Raw genomic sequence first — 20,664 nt, forward strand, 5'->3', positions numbered from 1 at the left:
GTGCGCTCTCGGCGGGCAACCGGCGGAAACCGTCGAACCGCTCGTGCCCCTAAACGTCTCATGAGACCAACTGGCCCTCCAGGATCTGGTCTGCGGAAGCGTACTTGATGCGAGCCAGATAGTCCGAAGCGCTGCGATTCTGCTGGAGAAAAGCAATACCGCTCTGCTGTTGCCGAGCATAGCTTTCGGGGTCCTCCCACAGCTTCTTCAGCGTGCGCCGCACATCCTTGGGCTCAGCGTAGACCGCAGCCTCGCCGTAGACCTCTCGGTACTCTGGGCTGAGAACCACGACCACTCCGGTCTTCAGCGCCGCCAAGACGCTCGGTTCCACCGATTCGTGCCAAGGGCGCTCATCGAAGCAGACCAAGAAGTCCAGAGCCTGCAGATAGTCCAGGAAGCTCTCCTCCCCCGGAGGCTCAACGGTCCAGGTCGGGGGCACTCCGTCGGGGCCGATCACGCCCCTCTGGCGCAGGGCTTCCGGCTGGGCCCGGAGCTCAACTCTGATATCGCCTCCACTGGGATAGATCTGGGACCTCAGCGTCCTGCTGGGCCAGTGCGACTCCGTCTCATAGACCGGCCTGCCAATCACCGGTACGCGGGCGACGTCGTGCTCGTCGTGCCTCAGCTGCGGCACATAGCTGATCACGGAAATCCAGTTGTAGTCCAACAGCTCCTGAGGCGGCAGCTGACCGGTCAGATAGCTCCGGGCCAGAGCAGACTGCGGTGCCCACAACGGTTGCTGGCCCAAAGCCGCCAGGCAGTTCCGGCTCACCTGGTCGATCGAGTAGTACCGGTCGTCCGAGGACAGCGCGGCGGGAAGCTGATTGGCCACCACCACAATCTGAGCGGCATCGACTTTCGAGACCAGACCGGGGTCCAGCTGCAGCACCGTCGGCCAGTGGATGACCATCAGCGGGGTGATCGCTGCTCGATCCAGACTGAGCCAGTCGATCCGTCCTTGCAGAAACAGCCGCTCCACCTCCGGTACCAGGCGGCGCTTGGCCGCGGAGGGCACCAGCCCGTTCTGCAAGGCGATGAACCCGACCGTGAGGCCAGCTTCAAGGGCCGCTTCGATTTCTTGCACCAGCCCCAGGGTGTTGCCGCCGAGGGCACCGAATTCGGACAGGTAGATCACGTCATAGTGCGGAATATGGGTCTTGTCCCGCTCCGGAAGAAACGAAGGCGGTGCCACGAACAGCCGCTTGTCCGGGTTCATCGGCATATACGCGCTGGCGCCGGCCCGAATGTCCTGATGCCAGGCCCCGTACGCCCGCTGATAGATCTCCCGGTCAGGGTGGCGGTACCCAAGCCCGAAGTCCGCAGACGTGAGATTGTCCTCACCCAGCAGTGAGAAGGCCAGGGGAATGGGATCATCGGCGACAAGCTTGGTGTTGAACACCAGCTCGAACCGCTTCTTGTACTCGTTGTCGGCCGATTTGCGGACAGCGTCCCAGTAGCCGAGCTTCTCCTTCACTGTTTCCCTGCGGAACATGATGGAGGCGAAGCTGGGATGAATCACCCGGTCGGGCCCCCAGCGGACCTGGAACTTCAGGTGCTCATCCACCCGTACCCACTGGACAATGTTCGCGTGTTTCTCCGGATGTCTGATCAGATCACGAACCTGCCGCTCAATACGCTGAGGGTGGTGCCAGTCATCCTTATCCGCGATCGTGACAAACTCACCGGTGGCCAGCTCAAAGGCCTCGTTGCGGACCGAATAGGCCCCGCGGTTCTGCTCACACAGGATGAGCCGGATCCGGCTGTCCTGTGCGGCCCAGCCTTCAAGCTGTGCCCGGTACGCAGTGGGGCTGCCCTGCTCGTCGTGCTGCGGGGAAGCATCATCAATGATGATGATCTCCAGATTCGACCACGACTGATTGAGCAGCGATCGGATGGCCACATCCGTGGCAGCGTTGGGTTCATAGATGGGCATGATCACGGTGACCAGCGGCAGGTTCTTGCCTTGCGCGGGCGGAGCCTCGCACCGGATCTGGTAGAACGACGGCGCGGCGGGGTCTTCGAACGTTGGCTGGGCAAGGTGGTACCTGCCGAACTCTTCGGCGAGTAGGGAACCCCACTGCCCCGCCTGGTGCCTATCACCGGTGACGTTCGGGTTGACGGTGTTCAGGCGCAGATAGCGTTGGGAGTAATCCCGCTCAGCATCGGGGTCCTGATAGTCCAGCACCTCATCGGCCTTGGAGAATTCACCGTTCCAGGTCAGCAGGTCCGAGTAGTGGGAGCGGTCCACGCCGTCTGTGAAAACGCGCAGTCCGTAAAGTTCCTCAGCCAGTGCGTACAGAGAGAGACAGGTGAAGAGATCCCTGTTGTCCAGACGCTGGCTGTAGAGCACCCGCGCCAGCGACAAATACGCCGGAAGCCACAGCAGTTCCTTGAACTGTGAACGCCGTTGCAGATCCGTTGAACGAAACCGCAATGACTCGATCTCCCTGGCCAAGGCCCGGTAGTCGTAGGTTCCGGAGGTGGCGCTCAGGGCCAGCACATCGCGGGCACCGGTCAGACGGGTCTCACGTGCCGTATTGGCGAACCACTGCAGCCTGCCACCGCGTCGCAGCTCCTTGGCCCACTGCAGCAAGGTCGGGTCATGGCCGGCTGCCGCCCGGTCGGCAGCTCCGCTGTGCTGGAGCACCGGGGCGGGCAGGTCGAAGGCATTCCCGAACAGACGCCGCCTGGCCTCCTCATTGCCGTAGATGACAAGGCAGAGAATTCCTACCAGCAGGGCAGTGAGGCATATCAGCGCCAACTCCCACAGCTGGAAAAGCCCGGCGGCAACGGCGAACAGCGCCAGAGGTCCCGCCAGAGCCAGGGTGATTTTGTGGATGCGGCTCATCCGCCGGACTCCCCGCTTGACCTGCCCAATTATGCTCAAGACGCTGAACTTCCTTCATCGACACTGGCCTCGTTAAGGCAAGTCTAATGCCCCGGAGAGGCCCGCCGGGCAATGAAGAAGATCCGGCGGAAGGAAAGAATGGTGCCGATCCGGGTTCTCGGATACGCCTCGCGCAGGGCCGCCTTGTATTCAGCAGTGAACTGTTCCAGCTCCTGCGGCGGAAGAGCCGAAAGCACCGGGCGTGCTGCGGCGCCGGATATCCAGTCGAACACCGGGTCTTCGCCCTGGAGAATGTGCTGATAGGTGGTCTCCCAGGCTTCGACCTCCCAACCGTCGCCGGCGACATCGAGCATATAGTCGATGACTCCGGCGGTCGGGTTCAGCAGCGAACCTGGAACGATATGCTCTGCGTAGGGGCTGCGCCCGGCAAGTTCGTAGAGCAGCCGATGGCTGGGGGCGGCGAAGTTCCCGGGAATCTGGACCGCCAGTACACCGCCGGGGGCGATATGCCGCTGAATCTCCGGCAGCAGGTCACGGTGATCCGGCAGCCACTGCAGGGCAGCGTTGGAGACCACAAGGTCCACCTGCTCAGCCGGGGCGAAGGTGCGGATGTCTGCGCGCTGGTAGGTGATCTTCGCGTCGTCGCGCGTGTACTCCCTGGCGGCATCCAGCATCTGGGCGCTGGAGTCCACTCCGGTGATGTGTGCGGCCGGCCAGTGGTGCCGCAGCACCGGCATCCCATTGCCGGGGCCGCACCCATAGTCGATGATGCTGCGCGCATTCGGGTGGTTGACCCTGCTGAGGAGATCGATGAAGGGGCGGGTGCGCTCAGAGGCGAATGCCAGGTAGCGCGACGGGTTCCAGGCTGTCTCAGCGGACTCGCCGGAGGCGGGTGTGGGCATGAGCTGATTCTAGGGTTCCGGCAGCATTGCCACTGCAGACCATGACATGGAACGCAATGAATGAGTCAGATCTCACCTGTGCGGGGTGCTGCTTCCACGGCTCATCAGAGGCCCACTGATAGAATGGGCTGCGCTTTGCCCCGCCGTGAGCGGAGCACGCACTTCACCCTCGGGAGGACTTTCATGGCAGCACCGGCCGCTGAACGGCATGCGCCCAGTTTCCAGCTCGGGCCCCAACGCGTGATCCAGATGGACGGCAGCACGCTGGTCCGAGTCGGGGCACGTCCCTCGCTGCTGCAGTACGTCAGAGACATCTGGACCTTCCGTCACTTTCTGCGGTACGACGCCCACGCCCGGACTTCCTCGCAGAACAACCTGGACTCCATGGGCCGGGTGTGGATGGTGCTCAACCCCATCCTGCAGGCTGCGGTGTACTTCTTCATCTTCGGCTACATCCTGGAGACCCACCGTGACGTGGTGAACTTCATCGGGTACCTCATCATCGGGGTGCTGACCTTCCGCTTCATCTCAGGGGCGGTGACCAGCGGCTCCAACTCGATCGCCAATAACCAGCAGGTGGTGCAGGCCTTCAACTTCCCGCGCGCCTGCCTGCCGATCTCTGCGACAGTGCGCGAGCTCTTCGCCACCGTACCCACATTCTTCGTGATGGCAGTCCTGGTGTACTTCATCGGTGATTATCAGGTCGGAGATATGGAGCGCGCCGAAATCGTGTTCAACTGGAAGTGGCTGATGTTCTTCCCGGCGATCTTTCTCGCGCTGCTGGTGATGACCGGGTTCAGCCTGATCCTGGCCCGGCTGGTCTCCAATTTCAACGATGTGAAGCACATCATCACCATCGGCACCCGGCTGTGGTTCTACGCCTCCGCCGTCATCTTCAGCGTGGAACGCTTCGCTGACGTGGGCCATGACTGGATCATCACAGTGATGTACTTCAACCCGGCGTTCTGTGTGCTGGACATCATTCGCGATGCCTGGCTCTACGACGGTCTGGGTGATCCGTTCCGTTGGATCGTCTTGGCCAGCTGGGGCGTGGGTTCGCTGGTAATCGGGCTGATCATCTTCTGGCGCGGCGAAGAGACCTACGGACGGGAGCGCTGAGCCTGAACTGATGAGCACACCTGCTTCAAACTACACCCCCCGCCGGGCCAACTGGATGTCCACCAACGGCAAGACCAGCGACGGGCTGGACCTGGACCCGGAGAGCTTCGACGAGGGCTTCGGGTTCGACGAGATCGAAGAGATCGCCTGGGACGATCATCCGCTGACCCAGAGTGCTCCCCTGGTGGAGACGGTGGACCCCAAAAACGTCTCGGTGGTGGTGGACGCTGCGTCGAAGACCTACCGCATCCGCTCCGGCAACGAGCACCTGAAGTCCACCAAGCGCCTCAGCAAGCAGGTCCAGAGGGTTCTGGGCTCCGGCTGGTCAGAGGTGCATGCACTGGATGAGCTGAGCTTCGTGGTCAACCGCGGTGAAACAGTGGGCGTCATCGGGACGAACGGATCTGGAAAGTCCACCCTGATGAAGCTGCTGACCGGCAAGATCCGGCCCAGCACCGGAGAGGTCTATGCCACCTCCACCCCGATTATGCTCGGTGTCAATGCGGCCCTGGTGAAACAGATCTCTGGGCGGGAGAACATCCGCCTCGGTTGTCTGGCGATGGGCCTGTCACCTAAGCAGGCTGAGCAGAAGTTCGACATGATCGTCGAGATCTCTGGCCTCAAGGATGCGCTGGATATGCCGCTGAAGGCCTATTCCTCCGGCATGGCCTCACGTCTGCAGTTCGCCATCGCGACCAGTGTGGACCCGGACATCCTGCTCATCGACGAGGCGCTGAACACCGGTGACGCCCAGTTCCGCGCCAGGACCAAGAAGCGGCTGGACGAGGTCCGTTCCCAAGCCGGCTGCGTCTTCCTGGTCTCCCACTCACTGGGGACCATCAAGCAGATGTGCACCCGGGTGATCTGGATCGAGCAGGGCAGGATGCTCGCTGACGGTGACCCCGAATGGGTGTGTTCGCAGTACCAGGAATACACCGACCACAAGTCCAACGGCCGGATGCGCTCAGCCCAGATCGTCTACGACCGCACGCTGCTGAAGCTCTCCCCCCTCCAGATCGAGTTCGCCGATGGCACCCGCCCCACCAAAGCCGGGTAGCCAGCGGCGGGTGCGCCCGGCCTGCAGATGAGCAGTGTGCTTGCGCGCTGCGACTTCAGGACGTGAAGTCCGGCGGAAGCCGGACAAGAGGGGCCGGGTGACCCGATTGGGCCGAGTGAAGACTCGAGCTTGCGCGATATCTTCCGAGGCGATTGAGGGTTGGAGCACCGTGGGTGCGGCACATGTGCCCGGCCCCGGAACTGGCTCAGAACCAGATAGAAATCTCGCGCTCGGCCGACTCCACCGAGTCGGAGCCGTGGACGAGGTTCTTCTGCACCTTCTCGCCCCAGTCCCGCCCCAGATCCCCGCGGATGGTCCCTGGGGCTGCCACCGTCGGATCAGTCTGGCCCGCCAGGGAGCGGAAGCCCTTGATGACCTCATCGCCCTCCACCACAGCTGCCACCACGGGCCCGGAGAGCATGAAGTCCACCAGCGGCTGGTAGAACGGCTTGCCCTGGTGCTCTGCGTAATGGGCGGCGAGCTGATCCTCAGACGCCGAAAGCTGCTTCAGCTCTGCGATCCTGTATCCCTTGGCCTCGACGCGGCGCAGAATCTCACCGGTGAGTCCGCGGTCCACCCCATCGGGCTTGATCAGCACCAGAGTGCGTTCGCTCATTCTTCGTTCTCCTCACTGTTCGCGTCTTCAGGGCCGGGGGCGCCTTGACGCTCGCCGTGCAACTGTTCTTCCACCCTGTATCTTTTCATCTTTTCCTCATCGAGCTGAGCGCCCTTTGACACCGCGTACCACCAGCAGACGGCAAAGGCGATACCTGGCAGCACCGCCAGCGGCACCACCAGCCCCTGCGAGGTGATCAGAGCGACCATGGCGAAGCTGAAGATGATGGCCCCCTGCATCACCCAACCCGCCGGATAGCCCCAGCGCTTGTGCAGCACACCGCAGAGGGCCACGCAGAGCAGGGCAATCGCGCAGGCCGCGCCGAAGAGCCACCACGCATAGGGCTCGTTCTGGTTCAGTCCCCAGGCGGCCAGCCCGAAGAAGAACATCAGAGCACCTTCTAAGCACAGCACCGTGGAGGCGAAGAGTGCCTTGACCGAACGCGGGGGCCGTGTCTGACCTGACTCCCATTCGCGCTGGGCACGGGTTTGCCGGGCCATCAGTCATCACCTCCCGGAGCGTCACCGTCCGGTATGCCGGTGTCGACGGCGCCGAATAGCGCGCGGGCCTCGGCCACCAAGGTGATCGACCCGGTGATCAGAAGTCCCCCAGTCTCGGAGGCCTGGCGCTCATCGATGCGCGTCACCGACCAGGCGATGGCCTCGTCGAGCTGATCTGTGGTGTGGATCTGCTCCTCGCGGAAGCCGGCATCCAGCGCCAGCTCTGCCAGCTCCGCCGCGGGGACGGCCCGGGCTGACGTGGACTGAGTGAGACAGAGGTCACTGGCCAGTCCGCTGTACTGGTCGAAGAGCGTCTGGAGCATCTGCCGCGCATCCTTGTCCTGCAGCACGCCGATCACCAGCACCAGCTGCGTGAACTCGAAGCTCTCCTTCAGCGCCAGAGCACTGGCCTCGAGGCCGGCCGGATTATGGGCAGCGTCGACGAGGATGGCCGGGGAGGAGCGCAGCGTCTCCAGCCGCCCAGGTGAGGTGATGTGCTCACATGCTGTGCGAAGGTTCTCGATGTTCAGCGGACGCTCCCCGCCGCCGATGAACGCCTCCAATGCGGCGACGGCGAGCGCGAAGTTCTCCGCCTGGTGGGCCCCCAGGAGAGGAACCAGCAGATCCGGGTATCGGCCCGCCAGGCCTTGGACAGTGACCTGCTGACCGCCGACTCCAGGAAACCGCGATTCGACGCCGAATTCCACGCCCTCAAAGCGGAAGGGCACTCCGGCGGCCCGGGCGGCCTCCAGCAGGACATCGGCGGCGTCGCGCTCCTGCGCTGCGGAGATGAGGAATCCGCCGGGTTTGATGATCCCGGCCTTCTCCTCAGCGATCTCCTCGATGGTCTCACCCAGCATCTCGGTGTGGTCCAGGCTGATCGGTCCGATGACCTGGACCGCGGCCTCGGCCACGTTGGTGGCGTCCCAGGAGCCGCCGAGGCCGACCTCCAGGACCATGACGTCCACGGGTTCGTCGGCGAAGATGGCGATGGCCAGCACAGTCAGCAGCTCGAAGAGGGTCAGCGGCTTCTCACCGCGCTCGGTGAGCTGTAAGTCCACCATCCCGATGTGCGGTCTGATCTCATCCCAGATCCGCACAAAGGTCTCATCCGGGACAGGTTTTCCGTCCACCGCGATGCGTTCGGTGACCGGGCCCATATGGGGCGAGCTGTAGCGGCCCACTCGCAAGTCATGGGCCAGCAGGCCGGCCTCGAGCATCCGTGCGGTGGAGGTCTTGCCATTGGTGCCTCCGACCTGGATGACCGGTGCGGCCCGCTGCGGCTCACCCAGGATCTCCATGACCAGCTGCATGGGTTCCAGACGGGGGCGCATATCGGACTCCGGCGCCCGGGCCAGCATCTCGGCATAGATGCTGGCCACGGAGAACTCGTCCGCGGCCTCCGGACCGGTGAAGTGCTGGCCGGGGAATTCGGCATGCTCAGGCATGGGTCTCCTTGACTGCGGCCACACTGGCGCGGGTCTCCTCGGTGTGCTCACCGGCAACCAGGTTCAGCTCCACGGTCAGCGTCTCAGCCTTGACCAGCTGGGTGTGAGCCTCCACGGCGCTGATCACCTCGGGAGAGCCGGTCAGGGTGGTGACGATCCGGTCGGAGACGTTCAGGTCAGCATCCTTGCGGGCGGCCTGGACGCTGCGGACGACGTCGCGGGCGATCCCCTCAGCGATCAGCTCAGGGGTCAGTGCGGTGTCCAGGACCAGGAAGCCGCCGTTGTCGAGAACGGTGACGGCGGTATCGCCGGTCTCCTCCGAGACTGTGGTGGTCAGGGTGTACTCCCCCTCCTGCAGCACCAGGCCACCGGCGGTGATCATCCCGTCCGTCACGCTCCAGTCACCGGATTTCGCACCCCTGATGGCGTGCTGGACATCCTTGCCCAGCCGAGGACCTGCCACCCGGGCGTTGACCACCAGCTGCTGGCCGATGCCGAACTCCGAGGCAGAGACCTCGGCAGCCTCCAGCAGCTTAATCTGCTTGATGTTCAGTTCATCCGCGATGATCTGCTCATAGGTTCCTGAGAGGGCCTCAGCCTGCGGCACCACGACGGTCAGGGTGGCCAGCGGCTGGCGGACCCGCCGTTTGGCCTGCTTGCGCAGCGCTGAGGCGGCAGAGGTCACCACACGGGTCAGTTCCATCAGCTCCACGGCCTGTTCGTCCCGGACATAGGCGGCAGGGTCCGGCCAGTCGGCCAGGTGCACGCTGCGCCCGCCGGTGAGCCCGCGCCAGACCTCTTCGGAGATCAGCGGCAGCAGCGGCGCGGCCACCCGGGTGAAGGTCTCCAGCACGGTGTAGAGCACGTCATAGGCGGTGAAGTCTTCCTTGTAGAAACGCTGCCGGGACCGCCGGATGTACCAGTTGGTCAGGGTCTCTGCGAACCGGCGCAGCGCATCGCAGGCGCTGGAGACGTCGAACTCATCCAGGGCCTCGGTGACCTCGCGGACCAGATCCCCGGTGGCGGCCAGGATGTAGTGGTCCAGAGGTGAGAGGGCTGCGTCGTCATCAATGGCCTTGGCGGTGTAGCCGGCACCCTGATTGGCCGTATTGGCGTAGAGGGCGAAGAAGTGCCAGGCGTTCCACAGCGGCAGGAGCACCTGGCGGACTCCTTCGCGGATGCCCTCCTCGGTGACGACCAGGTTGCCGCCGCGCAGGATGGGAGAGGACATCAGGAACCAGCGCATGGCATCGGAGCCGTCGCGGTCGAAGACCTCGTTGACATCGGGGTAGTTCTGCAGCGATTTGGACATCTTCTGCCCGTCGGAGCCCAGCACGATGCCGTGGCTGATCACGTTGGAAAAGGCCGGCCGGTCGAACAGGGCGGTGGCCAGGATGTGCATGGTGTAGAACCAGCCGCGGGTCTGGCCGATGTACTCCACAATGAAGTCTGCCGGGTGGTGGCCGTCGAACCAGTCGGCGTTTTCGAACGGGTAGTGCACCTGGGCGAAGGGCATCGATCCGGAGTCGAACCAGACATCCAGCACGTCCTCCACCCGGCGCATGGTCGAGGTGCCGGTGGGGTCGTCGGGGTTGGGCCTGGTCAGCTGGTCGATCCAGGGCCGGTGCAGGTCCGGCTCCCCGGCCGCATTGCGCGGGTAGTCGCCGAAGGCCTCCTTGAGCTCTTCCAGCGAGCCGTAGACCTCAGTGCGGGGGTGGTCCGGGTCATCGGAGACCCACACCGGGATGGGACTGCCCCAGTAGCGGTTGCGGGAGATCGACCAGTCACGGGCGTTTTCCAGCCATTTGCCGAACTGGCCGTGCTTGACGTTCTCCGGGATCCAGTTGATGTCCTCATTGATCGACAGCATCCGGTCCTTGAACTGGGTGACGGCCACATACCAGGAGGTGACGGCCTTGTAGATCAGCGGAGTCTTGCAGCGCCAGCAGTGCGGGTAGGAGTGCACATAGGACTGTTCGCGGACCAGCCGGCCATCGGCTCTGAGTCGGTTGATGATGGTCCGGTTGGCCTCGAAGACCTGCACTTCGGCGATATCGGCCAGTGGGGTGCTCCCGTCGGGGAGGGCTTGGGCGAACATGGGAAGGAAGGCCCCGGCGGCGTCCACGGAGAGGATCACCGGGATTCCGGCGTCTTCGGAGGACTTCTGGTCCTCCTCGCCGTAGGCGGAGGCCTGGTGGACCAGACCGGTGCCGTCGGTGGTGGTCACATAGTCCTCGATCAGCACCCGCCAGGCGTTCTCGGTGCCCCAGGCCGACGTGTCCGCGTAGTAGTTCCACAGCGGTTGGTACTCCAGCTGGGCGAGATCCTTGCCGAGGTAACGTCCCACCACGGCAGCCTGAGCAGATTCTGCCGCGGAGACGTCCTCGTGATCCTCGAATCCGAGGTCTTTGGCGTAGTCAGCCACCAAATCCGCAGCGATCATGTACTTGCCCGGCATAGCGCCGTCTGCGGGAGCTTCGACCACCGCGTATTCGACCTCTGGGCCTACGGCGACTGAGAAGTTGGTGGGCAGGGTCCAGGGGGTGGTGGTCCAGGCCAGCAGGTTCACCCCTTGGAGCTGGTCACCGAGCATGCCTCCGCCGGTGATCGGGAACGTGACGGTCACCGAGGGGTCCTGGCGCTCCTGGTAGACCTCGTCGTCCATGCGCAGCTCATGGTTGGACAGCGGGGTCTCGTCCTTCCAGCAGTAGGGCAGCACCCGGAAGCCCTGGTAGGTCAGGCCTTTGTCGTGAAGCTGCTTGAAGGCCCAGATGACCGATTCCATGAATTCGACGTTGAGCGTTTTGTAGTCATTCTCGAAGTCGACCCAGCGGGCCTGCCGGTTGACGTAGGCCTCCCACTCTTTGGTGAACTTCAGCACGTTGTTGCGGCAGGCGTCGTTGAAGTGCTCGATGCCCATGGCTTCGATCTCGGCCTTGTCCTTCATGCCCAGATCCTTCATGGCGGCCAGCTCGGCGGGCAGACCGTGGGTGTCCCAGCCGAAGCGGCGCTCCACACGCTTGCCGCGCATAGTCTGGTAGCGCGGGACCAGGTCCTTGACGTATCCGGTCAGCAGGTGCCCGTAGTGCGGCAGGCCGTTGGCGAAGGGCGGGCCGTCATAGAAGACGAACTCCTCAGTCTCGGGCCGGGAGTCAATGCTGGCTTGAAATGTACCGTCGGCCTCCCAGTACTTCAGGATGCGCTCCTCGATCTCCGGGAAGCTCACAGAGGCGGGGACCCTGCGCTCACTGCTGGTCTGGGCCGAGGCAGAGCTCGCGCGGGGGTATGTGGGAGAGGAATTCTCAGTCATGAAGGGCATCCTGGCGGTACGGGCTGATGGTCGTCTCTGCAAGGACGTCTCTCTTTGACCCCAGCGGGATTCGAACCCGCATTACCTCCCTGAGAGGGCGGCAAGGCCAAGAACAACGCGGTACCACCTTGCTTGCACAGTGCCTGGTATTCACACCGTGCCGCTTCATGACTGCTGTGACGGGCTTACCCGTCCGGTTCTACTGGGGAGACGGGGCGACGTCGTCGTCCTCTTCTCCTGTTCCTCCGGAAGCTCACCGGTGATAGCCGGATCAAAGCTGCTGGACTGATTCTACGGGATGCCACCAAAACCGGCCCAATTGCGCCGGCCCCTCAGTGCGGGATCCCGTAATGAGGAAGCACGTACAATATCTCAATGCGCCGGATCAGGATTCTTAAGCCCACCGACTCCGGAGCGATCACCAGCCTTCTGCGAACCAACCGAGAATATCTGGCACCGTGGGAGCCAGAGCGGACCGAAGCTTACTTCACCGATGATGCTCAACGCGAACTTATCCAAGAAACCCTCAAGGAACACGCAGCTCAGCGCTCCACTCCATTCGTGATTCTCGATAACGGTGACACCGTCATCGGACGGTTGACGCTGAGCGGCATTACCCACGGTGCCTTTCAATCTGCCGCTATGGGCTATTGGCTCAGCCAAGACTGTCGAGGGAGAGGATTTGCTACCGAAGCAGTTGCTGAAGCCGTTCGGTTCGCCTTTGACGACCTGGGACTTCACCGCGTACAAGCCGAAACCCTCCCTCACAATGCTGCTTCCCAGCGAGTCCTCGAGAAGAACGGTTTCCGAGAGTACGGGTTTGCGCCGAAATACCTGAAGATCGCAGGGCAGTGGCAGGACCACATCCTCTACCAGTTGCTGGCCGAATAGCCTTCGCTCTTCCTGGACCGTTTCTCTGCCAGACCGGCCCATTTGCGCCGAGCGAGACGCTGCGGACGATCCGCCGCTTCGAGTACGCCGAGTTGCTCACGCCAGCTGAGGCCGAGCGGTATGTCCACGTCATCTCCACCACAAGGTGAGCCCCTACGACGCCGCCTATGTTGCCATCGCTGAGCGGACCGGCCGCTTGTCACACTTGACAAGCGACTGGCGCGGGCTGCCACGAACCTGGGCGTAGAGGAGAGCATCCCTCAGTAGGGCAGGTATCTGGAAAGTGAGAGGTGTGGATTCAAAGCTCCCGGCGTAGGGTCGGGGGATGGAGATCGACCTCATCCCTGACACCCTCGGCACCGAGGCCCTGCTGCTGTTCTGCGCGTTCGTGCTCTCTGGGGTAATCGGCCTGGAGCGGGAGATGCGGCAGAAGTCCGCCGGGTCCCGCACCCATATTCTGGTGGGCCTGGGCGCGGCACTGTTCACCCTGGTCTCTGCCTACGGTTTTTCTCACCTGCTCGGCGACGACGTCATCCTGGACCCTTCCCGCATCGCCGCCCAGATCGTCTCCGGGATCGGATTCATCGGTGCAGGAGTGATTTTTGTGCGCCAGAACATCGTCTCCGGACTGACCACTGCTGGGTCCATCTGGGTCACTGCGGCGGTCGGCATGGCATGCGGAGCCGGGATGCCGATCATCGCCGGGCTGACAGTGGTGTTCTACCTGCTTGCCGTCACTGTGGTCACTTGGGTCGCCAAGAAGCTGCCCAAGCAGGGCCGAATCAGTCGCTATGACATCCGCTACCAGGACGGCCGTGGCATCCTCCGCGACGTGCTGGTCACCGCCTCGGAGCTGGGCTACGAAGCGGCGTTGGACAGCACCCGGCGCAAAGAGACCGACGAGGGCCCGGTGGTCGATGCCCAAATGGCCTTCTCCCGCAAGCAGTACCTCTCCCCCGATGCCCTGCACCAGCGTCTCAGTGAGCTCGACGGCGTGTTGGAAGTCCGCACCATCGAACGCGACCACGACTGATGTCCGTGGGTGCTCCTGCTGCGCACATGGACCAGTGATCCGTCTCCATGCAGCAGGAGTGCCCACAACACCTCTGGGAGGGCAGAGCCAGGGATCTACTCCTGGTCTGCAAGGACCACATCGGAGATGCTGATCTCCTTGGCGGTCTCCCATTCGCTGACCAGTTCCAGGGCACGGGCCCTGGTGGCGGCGCCCAGATCAGACAGTGCTGACTCAAGGTAGCCCAGCGCCTGTTTGGGGCCGGTGATGCGCGCTGAGAGGATCTCGGTGCGCTGTTTGACCTTGGCCTCGGCCTTGGCCCGGCGCAGTCCGGTCAGCGCCTCAGAGACCGCATCCAGCACCGCGGGTGAACCGGCCACCGCGTCAAGGGCTGCCGCCTGCGGCCAGGCTGCCGCATGTACCGACCCGTGCCTCCACCAGCGCCACACCTCATCGGTGGCGAAGGGCAGCACCGGGGCGAACAGCCGCAGCAGCACATCCAGCGCGGTCGCCAGGGTGGCGCGCACAGAGGCCTGGGCGGCCTCCCCCTGAGCACCATAGGCGCGGTCCTTGACCAGCTCCACATAGTCATCGGTGAACGACCAGAAGAAGCTCTCCATGATGTCCAAGGCGCGGGCGTAGTCGTAATTCTCGAACTGCCCGGTGGTCTGGTCGACCACGGTACGCAGCTTGGCCAGCAGGGCACGATCGAGAGGCTCGGTGATGACCTGCGCTGCGGCGTCGTCGGCCACGATGTGCTCTTCAGTGACACCCATGCCGAAGGCGAACTTGGAGGCGTTGAGCAGCTTGATCGCCAGCCGGCGGCCGATCTTCATCTGGCCGACCTCATAGGCGGTGTCTGCGCCCAGCTTGGCACTGGCCGCCCAGTAGCGCACCGCATCGGCGCCGAACTGCTCCAGCGGCTCGGTGGGGACCACCACATTGCCTTTGGACTTGGACATCTTCTTTCGGTCCGGGTCCAGGATCCAGCCGGAGATGGCGGTGTTGGTCCACGGGACGGTGTCATGCAGTGAGTTGGCGCGCACCATGGTGGAGAACAGCCAGGTGCGGATGATGTCGTGGGCCTGCGGCCTCAGGTCGAAGGGGAAGACCTTGTTGAACAGTTCCGGGTCACGCTCCCACTTCCCGGCGATCTGCGGGGTCAGTGACGAGGTGGCCCAGGTGTCCAGCACATCGGGCTCGCCCATGAAACCATCCGGCTGACCACGCTGGGACTCGTCGAAGCCGGGGGCCGGCTGGGAGGCAGGATCCACCGGAAGCTGGGACTCCTCGGGCAGGATCGGGTTGTCGTAGTCGGGTTCCCCGGCCGCGTTCAGCGGGTACCAGACCGGGATCGGCACGCCGAAGAAACGCTGCCGGGAGATCAGCCAGTCACCGTTGAGGCCCTCCACCCAGTTCTCGTAGCGGGAGCGCATGAACCCGGGGTGCCAGTCGATCTTGCGTCCACGCTCCAGCAGCTGGTCGCGGCGCTGCGCGTCCCGTCCGCCATTGCGGATGTACCACTGGCGTGAGGTCACCACCTCCAGTGGTTTGTCACCCTTCTCGTAGAAATGCACCGCATGGGTGATCTTCTCCGGCTCGGCCCGCAGCAGGCCACCGGAGGTCAGCAGCTCGACCACCGCCTCCTTGGCCGAGTGCACGGTCTTGCCGGCCAACTGCTCATAGTTGGTCCGGCCCTCTGCGGTGGTGATCCACTCCGGGGTCTCCCGCTGGAAACGGCCGTCACGGCCGATCAGCGCACGGGTGGGCAGCTGCAGCTCACGCCACCAGGTCACATCGGTCATATCACCGAAGGTGCAGATCATCGCGATGCCGGAGCCTTTCTCCGGGTCGGCCAGTGGATGGGCCTTGACCGGCACCTCCACACCGAACAGCGGGGAAGTCACCGTTTTCCCGAACAGCGGCTTGTAACGCTCGTCCTCGGGGTGGGCCACCAGTGCGACACAGGCCGGCAGCAGCTCAGGGCGTGTGGTGGCGATCACGGCCTCGTTGCCAGACCCGTCGGTGAAGGGATAGCGGTAGTAGGCGCCCGGGCGTTCCTTGGCCTCGAGCTCGGCCTGGGCCACCGCGGTGCGGAAAGTGACGTCCCACAGGGTGGGAGCCTCCGCGGTATAGGCATTCTCGGAGCAGACCTCGCGCAGGAAGGCTCGCTGGGAGGCGGCTCGGGAATCGTCGTCGATAGTCCGGTAGGTCTGCCGCCAGTCCACCGACAGTCCCAGGGCGGTGAAGAGGTCCTCGAAGACCTTCTCGTCCTGAACCGTCAGCGTCTCACAGAGCTCGATGAAGTTCTGCCGGGAGATCACGTCCCAGTCCCGCTGGTTCTTGGCCGGGCTGGCCGGCGGGCTGTAGTCCGGTTCGTAGGGTTTGGTCGGGTCGCAGCGCACACCGTAGTAGTTCTGCACCCGGCGTTCGGTGGGCAGGCCGTTGTCGTCCCAACCCAGCGGGTAGAAGACCTTTTTGCCGCGCATCCGCTTGAAGCGGGCCATCACATCGGTCTGGGTGTAGGAGAACATGTGGCCCACGTGCAGTGAGCCGGAGGCAGTGGGCGGCGGGGTGTCTATCGAGTACACCTGGTCACGGCTGGCGGTGGAGTCGAAGTGGTAGATCTGCTCAGCCTGCCACGCGGTGTTCAGCTTAGGCTCCAACCCTTCCAGGGCGGGCTTCTCGGGGACTTCAGGAATCTTGTATGCGGGCGTGTCGGTGCCCTTTATATTTTCGGCCATAGCGCCCATTCTGCCATGCCGCCGGCACCACCCAGGCGTCTCACATGCTAAGAAACACAACGCACGACGACGCCGTTTCTCAGTACGCTGGAGCCATGATCACTGAAGCTGCCCCTCGCCGCGCACTTGTCACCGGTGCCTCCTCCGGGATCGGCGCCGCCACCGCCCTGCGTCTGACCTCGGAGGGGTGGCAGGTTTTCGCCCTGGCCCGCCGAGCCGAGAAGCTGGAGCACCTGGCCGAGCAGGAGGGCATCATCCCGCTGGTCTGCGATGTCACCGACCCCGAACAGGTCGCCGGTGTGGTCGAGACGATCACAGCAGCCGGTGGAATCGACACGCTGATCAACAACGCTGGCGGGGCACTGGGAGTGGACCCGGTGGGCACGGGCAAGGTTGAGGACTGGCGCTGGATGTTCGAGGTCAACGTGCTGGGCACCCTGAACGTGACCCAGGCGTTTTTGCCCATGCTGCGAGAACACGGCGAAGGGACAGTCCTCAACGTCACCTCCACCGCCGGCTACACGCCCTACGAAGGAGGCGGCGGCTACAACGCTGCCAAGTACGGCCAGCATGCCCTCACCGGCGTCCTCCGGCTTGAGGAGGCCGAGCACAACATTCGTGTCATCGATGTGCTGCCAGGGATGGTGCACACCGAGGAGTTCACCGCCAAGCGGTTGCGCGGGGACACCGCTGCGGCGCAGAAGGTCTACGCCGGGGTGGAGAAGCCGCTGGTCGCCGAGGACATCGCTGAGGTCATCACCAACGCGGTGACCCTCCCTCACCACGTGAACCTGGACCAGATTGTGGTTCGTCCGGTGGCCCAGGCCGCCCAGCACAAGGTCATTCGGAAAAACTGAGGCGCGGCGGACACTGCTGGTGCTCGGCGATGGAATGACTCGGAGCTTCTCAGGGTTGGCATGGGCGGAACCTGATTGCCTCTGATGAAAGGACCGAGCTGATGGCTGAGCGCGTTGATTTCTGGTTCGACCCGATTTGCCCCTTCGCCTATGCGACCTCCCGGTGGATACTCGAGGTCGAAAAGGTCCGTGACATCGAGGTCCGTTGGAACGTGATGAGCCTGGGTGTGCTCAACGAGGGCAAGAACCCCGCACCTACTGAGGACGACGACGTCCTGGCACGTTGGATCCCTGCCCGGACCTCCACCGCTGTGGCGGCCACAGCCCCGGACAGGCTCGGTGACTTCTACACCGCCATCGGCCACGACATCCACGTCACTGGTCACCGCGACTTCGAGGGGGCCGCACGCCGCGCGCTGACCGAGATCGGCCTTGATGAATCACTGGTCGAGGGGGCCAAGACCGATTCCTACGACGAGGCCATGCGCAAGACCCATGAGGAGGGCATCTCCCAGGTCGGACAGGATGTGGGCACCCCCATCGTGGCCTTCGAGGGCACCGCCTTCTTCGGTCCGGTGATCACCCGGGTTCCCACTGGTGAGGAAGCGGGAAAGATCTTCGACGCCGCAGTGACGCTGGCCGGATACCCCTACTTCTTCGAACTCAAGCGCTCACGCACCGAAAGGCCCCAGCTCGGCTGACGGAGGTGCTCCTACAGCGGAGCATCGGGTGGCACCGTGACATCCAGGCCGAGCAGGGCGTTCTCAGTGACCTCCATCAGTGCCGGGTGGATCCAGTACTGTCCGCGGGCCACGCTGTAGGCGTCCTGCCCGAAGCTCATGGCGTGCACGATCGGCTGGATCAGGTTGGAGGACTGGTACCCCATCGCGTGGGCCCCCAGGAGCCGCCCGTCGCGGCGGTCGGCGATGACCTTCATGATGCCGTAGTCGTCCTCCATGGCCCAGCCGTAAGCAGTGTCCCCGTACCGTTGGGTCTTGGTGGTGATGTTCTCCGCTCCGACGGCGGCGACAGCCTGAGCCTCGGTGAGCCCCACCTGGGCGATTTCAGGGTGGGAGAAGATGGCCGAGGGGATAGCTTGGCGCCGGACCTTCCGCAGATTCTCGGGGTTCTCCAGGTTGTGGGCGACCACCCGCGCCTCGTGGTTGGCCACATGTTTGAGCATGGGTTCGGAGCTGATATCGCCCAGGGCGTAGACCCCCTCGAGGGCCTCTCCCCCGCTGAGCACCTGCTGGTGGTCGTCCACCGCGATCCGGCCGTCGGCCAGCACGTCGATCCCCGCTTCTTGGGCACCGACCAGGTCGCTATTGGGGGTGCGCCCGATGGCGATGAGGATGACGTCGACGGCGTACTGCTCGGTCCGTCCGTCAGAAGTCACCAGGCGGGCAGTCACCGTCCCGTCCTCATTCTCGACGACACCGGCAAGGGTTCGCTGGTAGAGCACCGACCAGTTCTTCTCCGCCTCGGCGGAGTAGGCTTCGGCGATGTCGCTGTCCAGCTGGTTCATCAGGCCCAAGCTGCGGTTGGCCTGGATCACCTCAGCGCCGAGGCCGGAGAAGATCCCGGCGAACTCACAGGCGATGTACCCGCCGCCGATGATCAGGACCCTCCGGGGGCGTTCCTCGAGCCGCATGATGGTCTCGGAGGTGTGCACCTGCGGCAGATCAACCCCGGGGACATCCGGGAGCACTGGGCGGGAGCCTGCGGCGATGACCAGCTGGTCGGCCTGCACCTCGGTGCCCGACTCACTCCGGAAAGATGTGGGAGAGGTGAGGACGACCCTCTCAGGGATGAGGTCCACGTTGCCGAGCTGTTCGCGGTACTGACGGCCTGCGGAGGATATGGCATCGATGCGCCCGAAGATGCGGTCCCTGATCGCCGGCCAGTCGGCGCCGAGGGTATTCATCTCTACACCGAGCCGAGCGGCTTCCTCTGGGGTCCGGGCCAGGGCCGAGGGCCGGACGAACATCTTGGTGGGTATGCAGCCGACGTTGAGACAGGTTCCTCCGAAAGCGCCGGTGGCCTCAATCCCCTGGTCGGCCAGGGCTACCTTTTTGCCGTCCCAGAACGGGGTGATCAGGGAGTTGCCGGAGCCGGAGCCGATGATGGCCAGATCGTGGGTCGTCATGGATCAGGGGTTGAGCTTCTTGGCCGGCACCAGCTGCTTGATGAGCTCGTCGAAGCTCTTGGCCATATCGCGGACCTGGTCACCGGGCCACTGGTGCACCGGATAGGCTGCGCCCTGAATCTGCTGCCAGTGGGGGTTCTCCTCCAGCACCGGAAGCATCAGCTTCTCGGCGTAGAGCCGCTCCATCTCCAGCAGCCGGTACTCGTGTTCGGCCGAGTCGGCCCGAGCACGGTTGACCACCACCCCGGCCTGGGTCAGTTGGGGGGCGAACTCGTTGGAGAACATGCGGATGGCACGCATGGTGCGTTCGGTGCCGGCCACGGAGAACAGACTCGGCTCAGCCACCAGAAGCACCTGGTGGGAGGCTGCCCAGGCAATGCGGGTCAGCCCGGACAGTGAGGGCGGGCAGTCCACCAGCACCAACTCGTAGCCGGTGAGCCCCTCCAGCAGAGTCTTGAGCCGCCTCATATCGCGGAGGCGGATATCAGGGCGGTCGAAGGTGGCCGAGAGCGCCGAACCTACTATCACATCGAGCGTGGCATCCTTCTGCTTCTCATCATCCAGCAGGTCGACCCAGCCGGAGCGGACCACATGGTCGGTGATGGTGGCCCTGCGCGACTCTTTCAGCAGTTGCCCGGCCTCCCGCCCTGCTCCCCGGGACACGTTGAGCCCGGTGGTGGCATCAGCATGCGGGTCAAGGTCTATGACTAAGGTCTTGACCCCGCTGTTGAGAGCCGCTGAGGCCAGGCCCATGGTGACCGAGGTCTTGCCGACCCCGCCTTTCAGACTGGAGACGCTGAGAATCTGCACCTGTCCATCCTATGCCGAACAGCGGTCTTGCCGGATGACCTGAGAGGGCAGGTCGGAAGTTCGGCAGCCGATCAGCTGACTTTCATCTCTCCCATCTCTTCCCATCCGTCGGCGTCGATGGTGCGGGAGATGATCCGCGGGGTGGACGAAAGAGCCTGGTACATCCGGCCCTGGGGCGAGATGGCCTTCTGAAAGTGGTCAGAGGTGACATGCGCCTCGGCGGCGTCGTCCTCAAACCCCTCCACCAGCACATATTCGTGCGGGTTCTCCACGCCACGGGACCATTCGAAGAACTTATTGCCCGGTTCGGCCCGTGTGGCCTCGGTGAAGTCACTCACGATCTCCGGCCACTGGTCGGAGAGTTCAGGCTTCACCGGAAACTTCACGACGATCAGAATCATAGA

At 63.9% G+C, this 20,664-nt stretch carries 16 protein-coding genes; 6 read left to right on the plus strand and 10 right to left on the minus strand.

Features of this window, described 5'->3' with window-relative positions; translation table 11 throughout:
• Positions 1-58: 58 nt before the first annotated feature.
• Positions 59-2,848, minus strand: coding sequence for a glycosyltransferase family 2 protein (locus tag DVO78_RS14920; RefSeq protein ID WP_120005979.1), 2,790 nt, complete (start codon positions 2,846-2,848; stop codon positions 59-61).
• Between the two features lie 83 nt (positions 2,849-2,931).
• Entirely contained in the window at positions 2,932-3,750 is an 819-nt protein-coding gene (locus DVO78_RS14925) for a methyltransferase domain-containing protein (RefSeq protein ID WP_120005981.1), read from the minus strand.
• A gap of 183 nt (positions 3,751-3,933) precedes the next feature.
• Here DVO78_RS14925 and DVO78_RS14930 point away from each other — a divergent pair, with 183 nt between their 5' ends.
• Together DVO78_RS14930 and DVO78_RS14935 are read left to right on the plus strand one after the other, a co-directional pair.
• The gene (locus tag DVO78_RS14930) at positions 3,934-4,869 is read left to right on the plus strand and encodes an ABC transporter permease (RefSeq protein WP_120005983.1); all 936 of its coding nucleotides are present in this window, start codon (positions 3,934-3,936) and stop codon (positions 4,867-4,869) included.
• 10 nt (positions 4,870-4,879) lie between these two features.
• The gene (locus DVO78_RS14935) at positions 4,880-5,926 is read left to right on the plus strand and encodes an ABC transporter ATP-binding protein (RefSeq protein ID WP_238385341.1); all 1,047 of its coding nucleotides are present in this window, start codon (positions 4,880-4,882) and stop codon (positions 5,924-5,926) included.
• Positions 5,927-6,131: 205 nt separating this feature from the next.
• Here the strand turns inward: DVO78_RS14935 and ndk are convergent, their stop codons facing one another.
• The 4 genes from ndk to ileS are packed head-to-tail and all read right to left on the minus strand — an operon-like array spanning position 6,132 to position 11,800.
• Positions 6,132-6,542: a nucleoside-diphosphate kinase gene (gene ndk / locus DVO78_RS14940; protein WP_120005985.1), complete on the minus strand. Its 411-nt coding sequence runs from the start codon at positions 6,540-6,542 to the stop codon at positions 6,132-6,134.
• The gene (locus DVO78_RS14945; protein WP_120005986.1) at positions 6,539-7,042 is read right to left on the minus strand and encodes a DUF4233 domain-containing protein; all 504 of its coding nucleotides are present in this window, start codon (positions 7,040-7,042) and stop codon (positions 6,539-6,541) included. Before DVO78_RS14945 ends, ndk begins: the two co-directional genes overlap by 4 nt.
• Positions 7,042-8,490: a bifunctional folylpolyglutamate synthase/dihydrofolate synthase gene (locus DVO78_RS14950; RefSeq protein ID WP_120005988.1), complete on the minus strand. Its 1,449-nt coding sequence runs from the start codon at positions 8,488-8,490 to the stop codon at positions 7,042-7,044. The genes DVO78_RS14945 and DVO78_RS14950 overlap by 1 nt, the downstream gene beginning before the upstream one ends.
• Entirely contained in the window at positions 8,483-11,800 is a 3,318-nt protein-coding gene (gene ileS / locus DVO78_RS14955) for an isoleucine--tRNA ligase (RefSeq protein WP_120005990.1), read from the minus strand. Before ileS ends, DVO78_RS14950 begins: the two co-directional genes overlap by 8 nt.
• Positions 11,801-12,175: 375 nt before the next feature.
• On the opposite strand from ileS, the gene DVO78_RS14960 reads away from it, so the two are divergent.
• Both DVO78_RS14960 and DVO78_RS14965 read left to right on the plus strand, forming a co-directional pair.
• Positions 12,176-12,691, plus strand: coding sequence for a GNAT family N-acetyltransferase (locus tag DVO78_RS14960; protein WP_120005992.1), 516 nt, complete (start codon positions 12,176-12,178; stop codon positions 12,689-12,691).
• Positions 12,692-13,016: 325 nt separating this feature from the next.
• On the plus strand, positions 13,017-13,724 hold the full coding sequence (locus DVO78_RS14965) for an MgtC/SapB family protein (protein WP_120005994.1): 708 nt from the start codon (positions 13,017-13,019) through the stop codon (positions 13,722-13,724).
• A gap of 95 nt (positions 13,725-13,819) precedes the next feature.
• On the opposite strand, the gene valS is transcribed toward DVO78_RS14965, so the two are convergent.
• Positions 13,820-16,447 carry a valine--tRNA ligase gene (valS, locus tag DVO78_RS14970; protein WP_120006150.1) on the minus strand — a complete coding sequence of 876 codons (2,628 nt, stop codon included), beginning with the start codon at positions 16,445-16,447 and terminating at the stop codon, positions 13,820-13,822.
• Between the two features lie 95 nt (positions 16,448-16,542).
• Here valS and DVO78_RS14975 point away from each other — a divergent pair, with 95 nt between their 5' ends.
• Both DVO78_RS14975 and DVO78_RS14980 read left to right on the plus strand, forming a co-directional pair.
• Entirely contained in the window at positions 16,543-17,304 is a 762-nt protein-coding gene (locus DVO78_RS14975; RefSeq protein ID WP_120005996.1) for an SDR family oxidoreductase, read from the plus strand.
• A 101-nt stretch (positions 17,305-17,405) separates the two neighbouring features.
• Positions 17,406-18,005 carry a mycothiol-dependent nitroreductase Rv2466c family protein gene (locus tag DVO78_RS14980; RefSeq protein WP_120005998.1) on the plus strand — a complete coding sequence of 200 codons (600 nt, stop codon included), beginning with the start codon at positions 17,406-17,408 and terminating at the stop codon, positions 18,003-18,005.
• An 11-nt stretch (positions 18,006-18,016) separates the two neighbouring features.
• On the opposite strand, the gene DVO78_RS14985 is transcribed toward DVO78_RS14980, so the two are convergent.
• The 3 genes from DVO78_RS14985 to DVO78_RS14995 all read right to left on the minus strand — a co-directional run bounded on the left by DVO78_RS14985 (position 18,017) and on the right by DVO78_RS14995 (position 20,661).
• A complete protein-coding gene (locus DVO78_RS14985) occupies positions 18,017-19,450 on the minus strand; it encodes a mycothione reductase (protein WP_120006000.1) in 1,434 nt (477 codons plus the stop codon).
• Positions 19,451-19,453: 3 nt separating this feature from the next.
• Positions 19,454-20,260 (minus strand): ParA family protein, encoded by an 807-nt coding sequence (locus tag DVO78_RS14990; protein WP_120006002.1) that lies wholly within the window; start codon positions 20,258-20,260, stop codon positions 19,454-19,456.
• 71 nt (positions 20,261-20,331) lie between these two features.
• On the minus strand, positions 20,332-20,661 hold the full coding sequence (locus DVO78_RS14995; protein WP_120006004.1) for a putative quinol monooxygenase: 330 nt from the start codon (positions 20,659-20,661) through the stop codon (positions 20,332-20,334).
• Positions 20,662-20,664 lie beyond the last annotated feature (3 nt).

The organism is Nesterenkonia muleiensis (assembly GCF_003600155.1).
Taxonomy (GTDB): domain Bacteria; phylum Actinomycetota; class Actinomycetes; order Actinomycetales; family Micrococcaceae; genus Nesterenkonia; species Nesterenkonia muleiensis.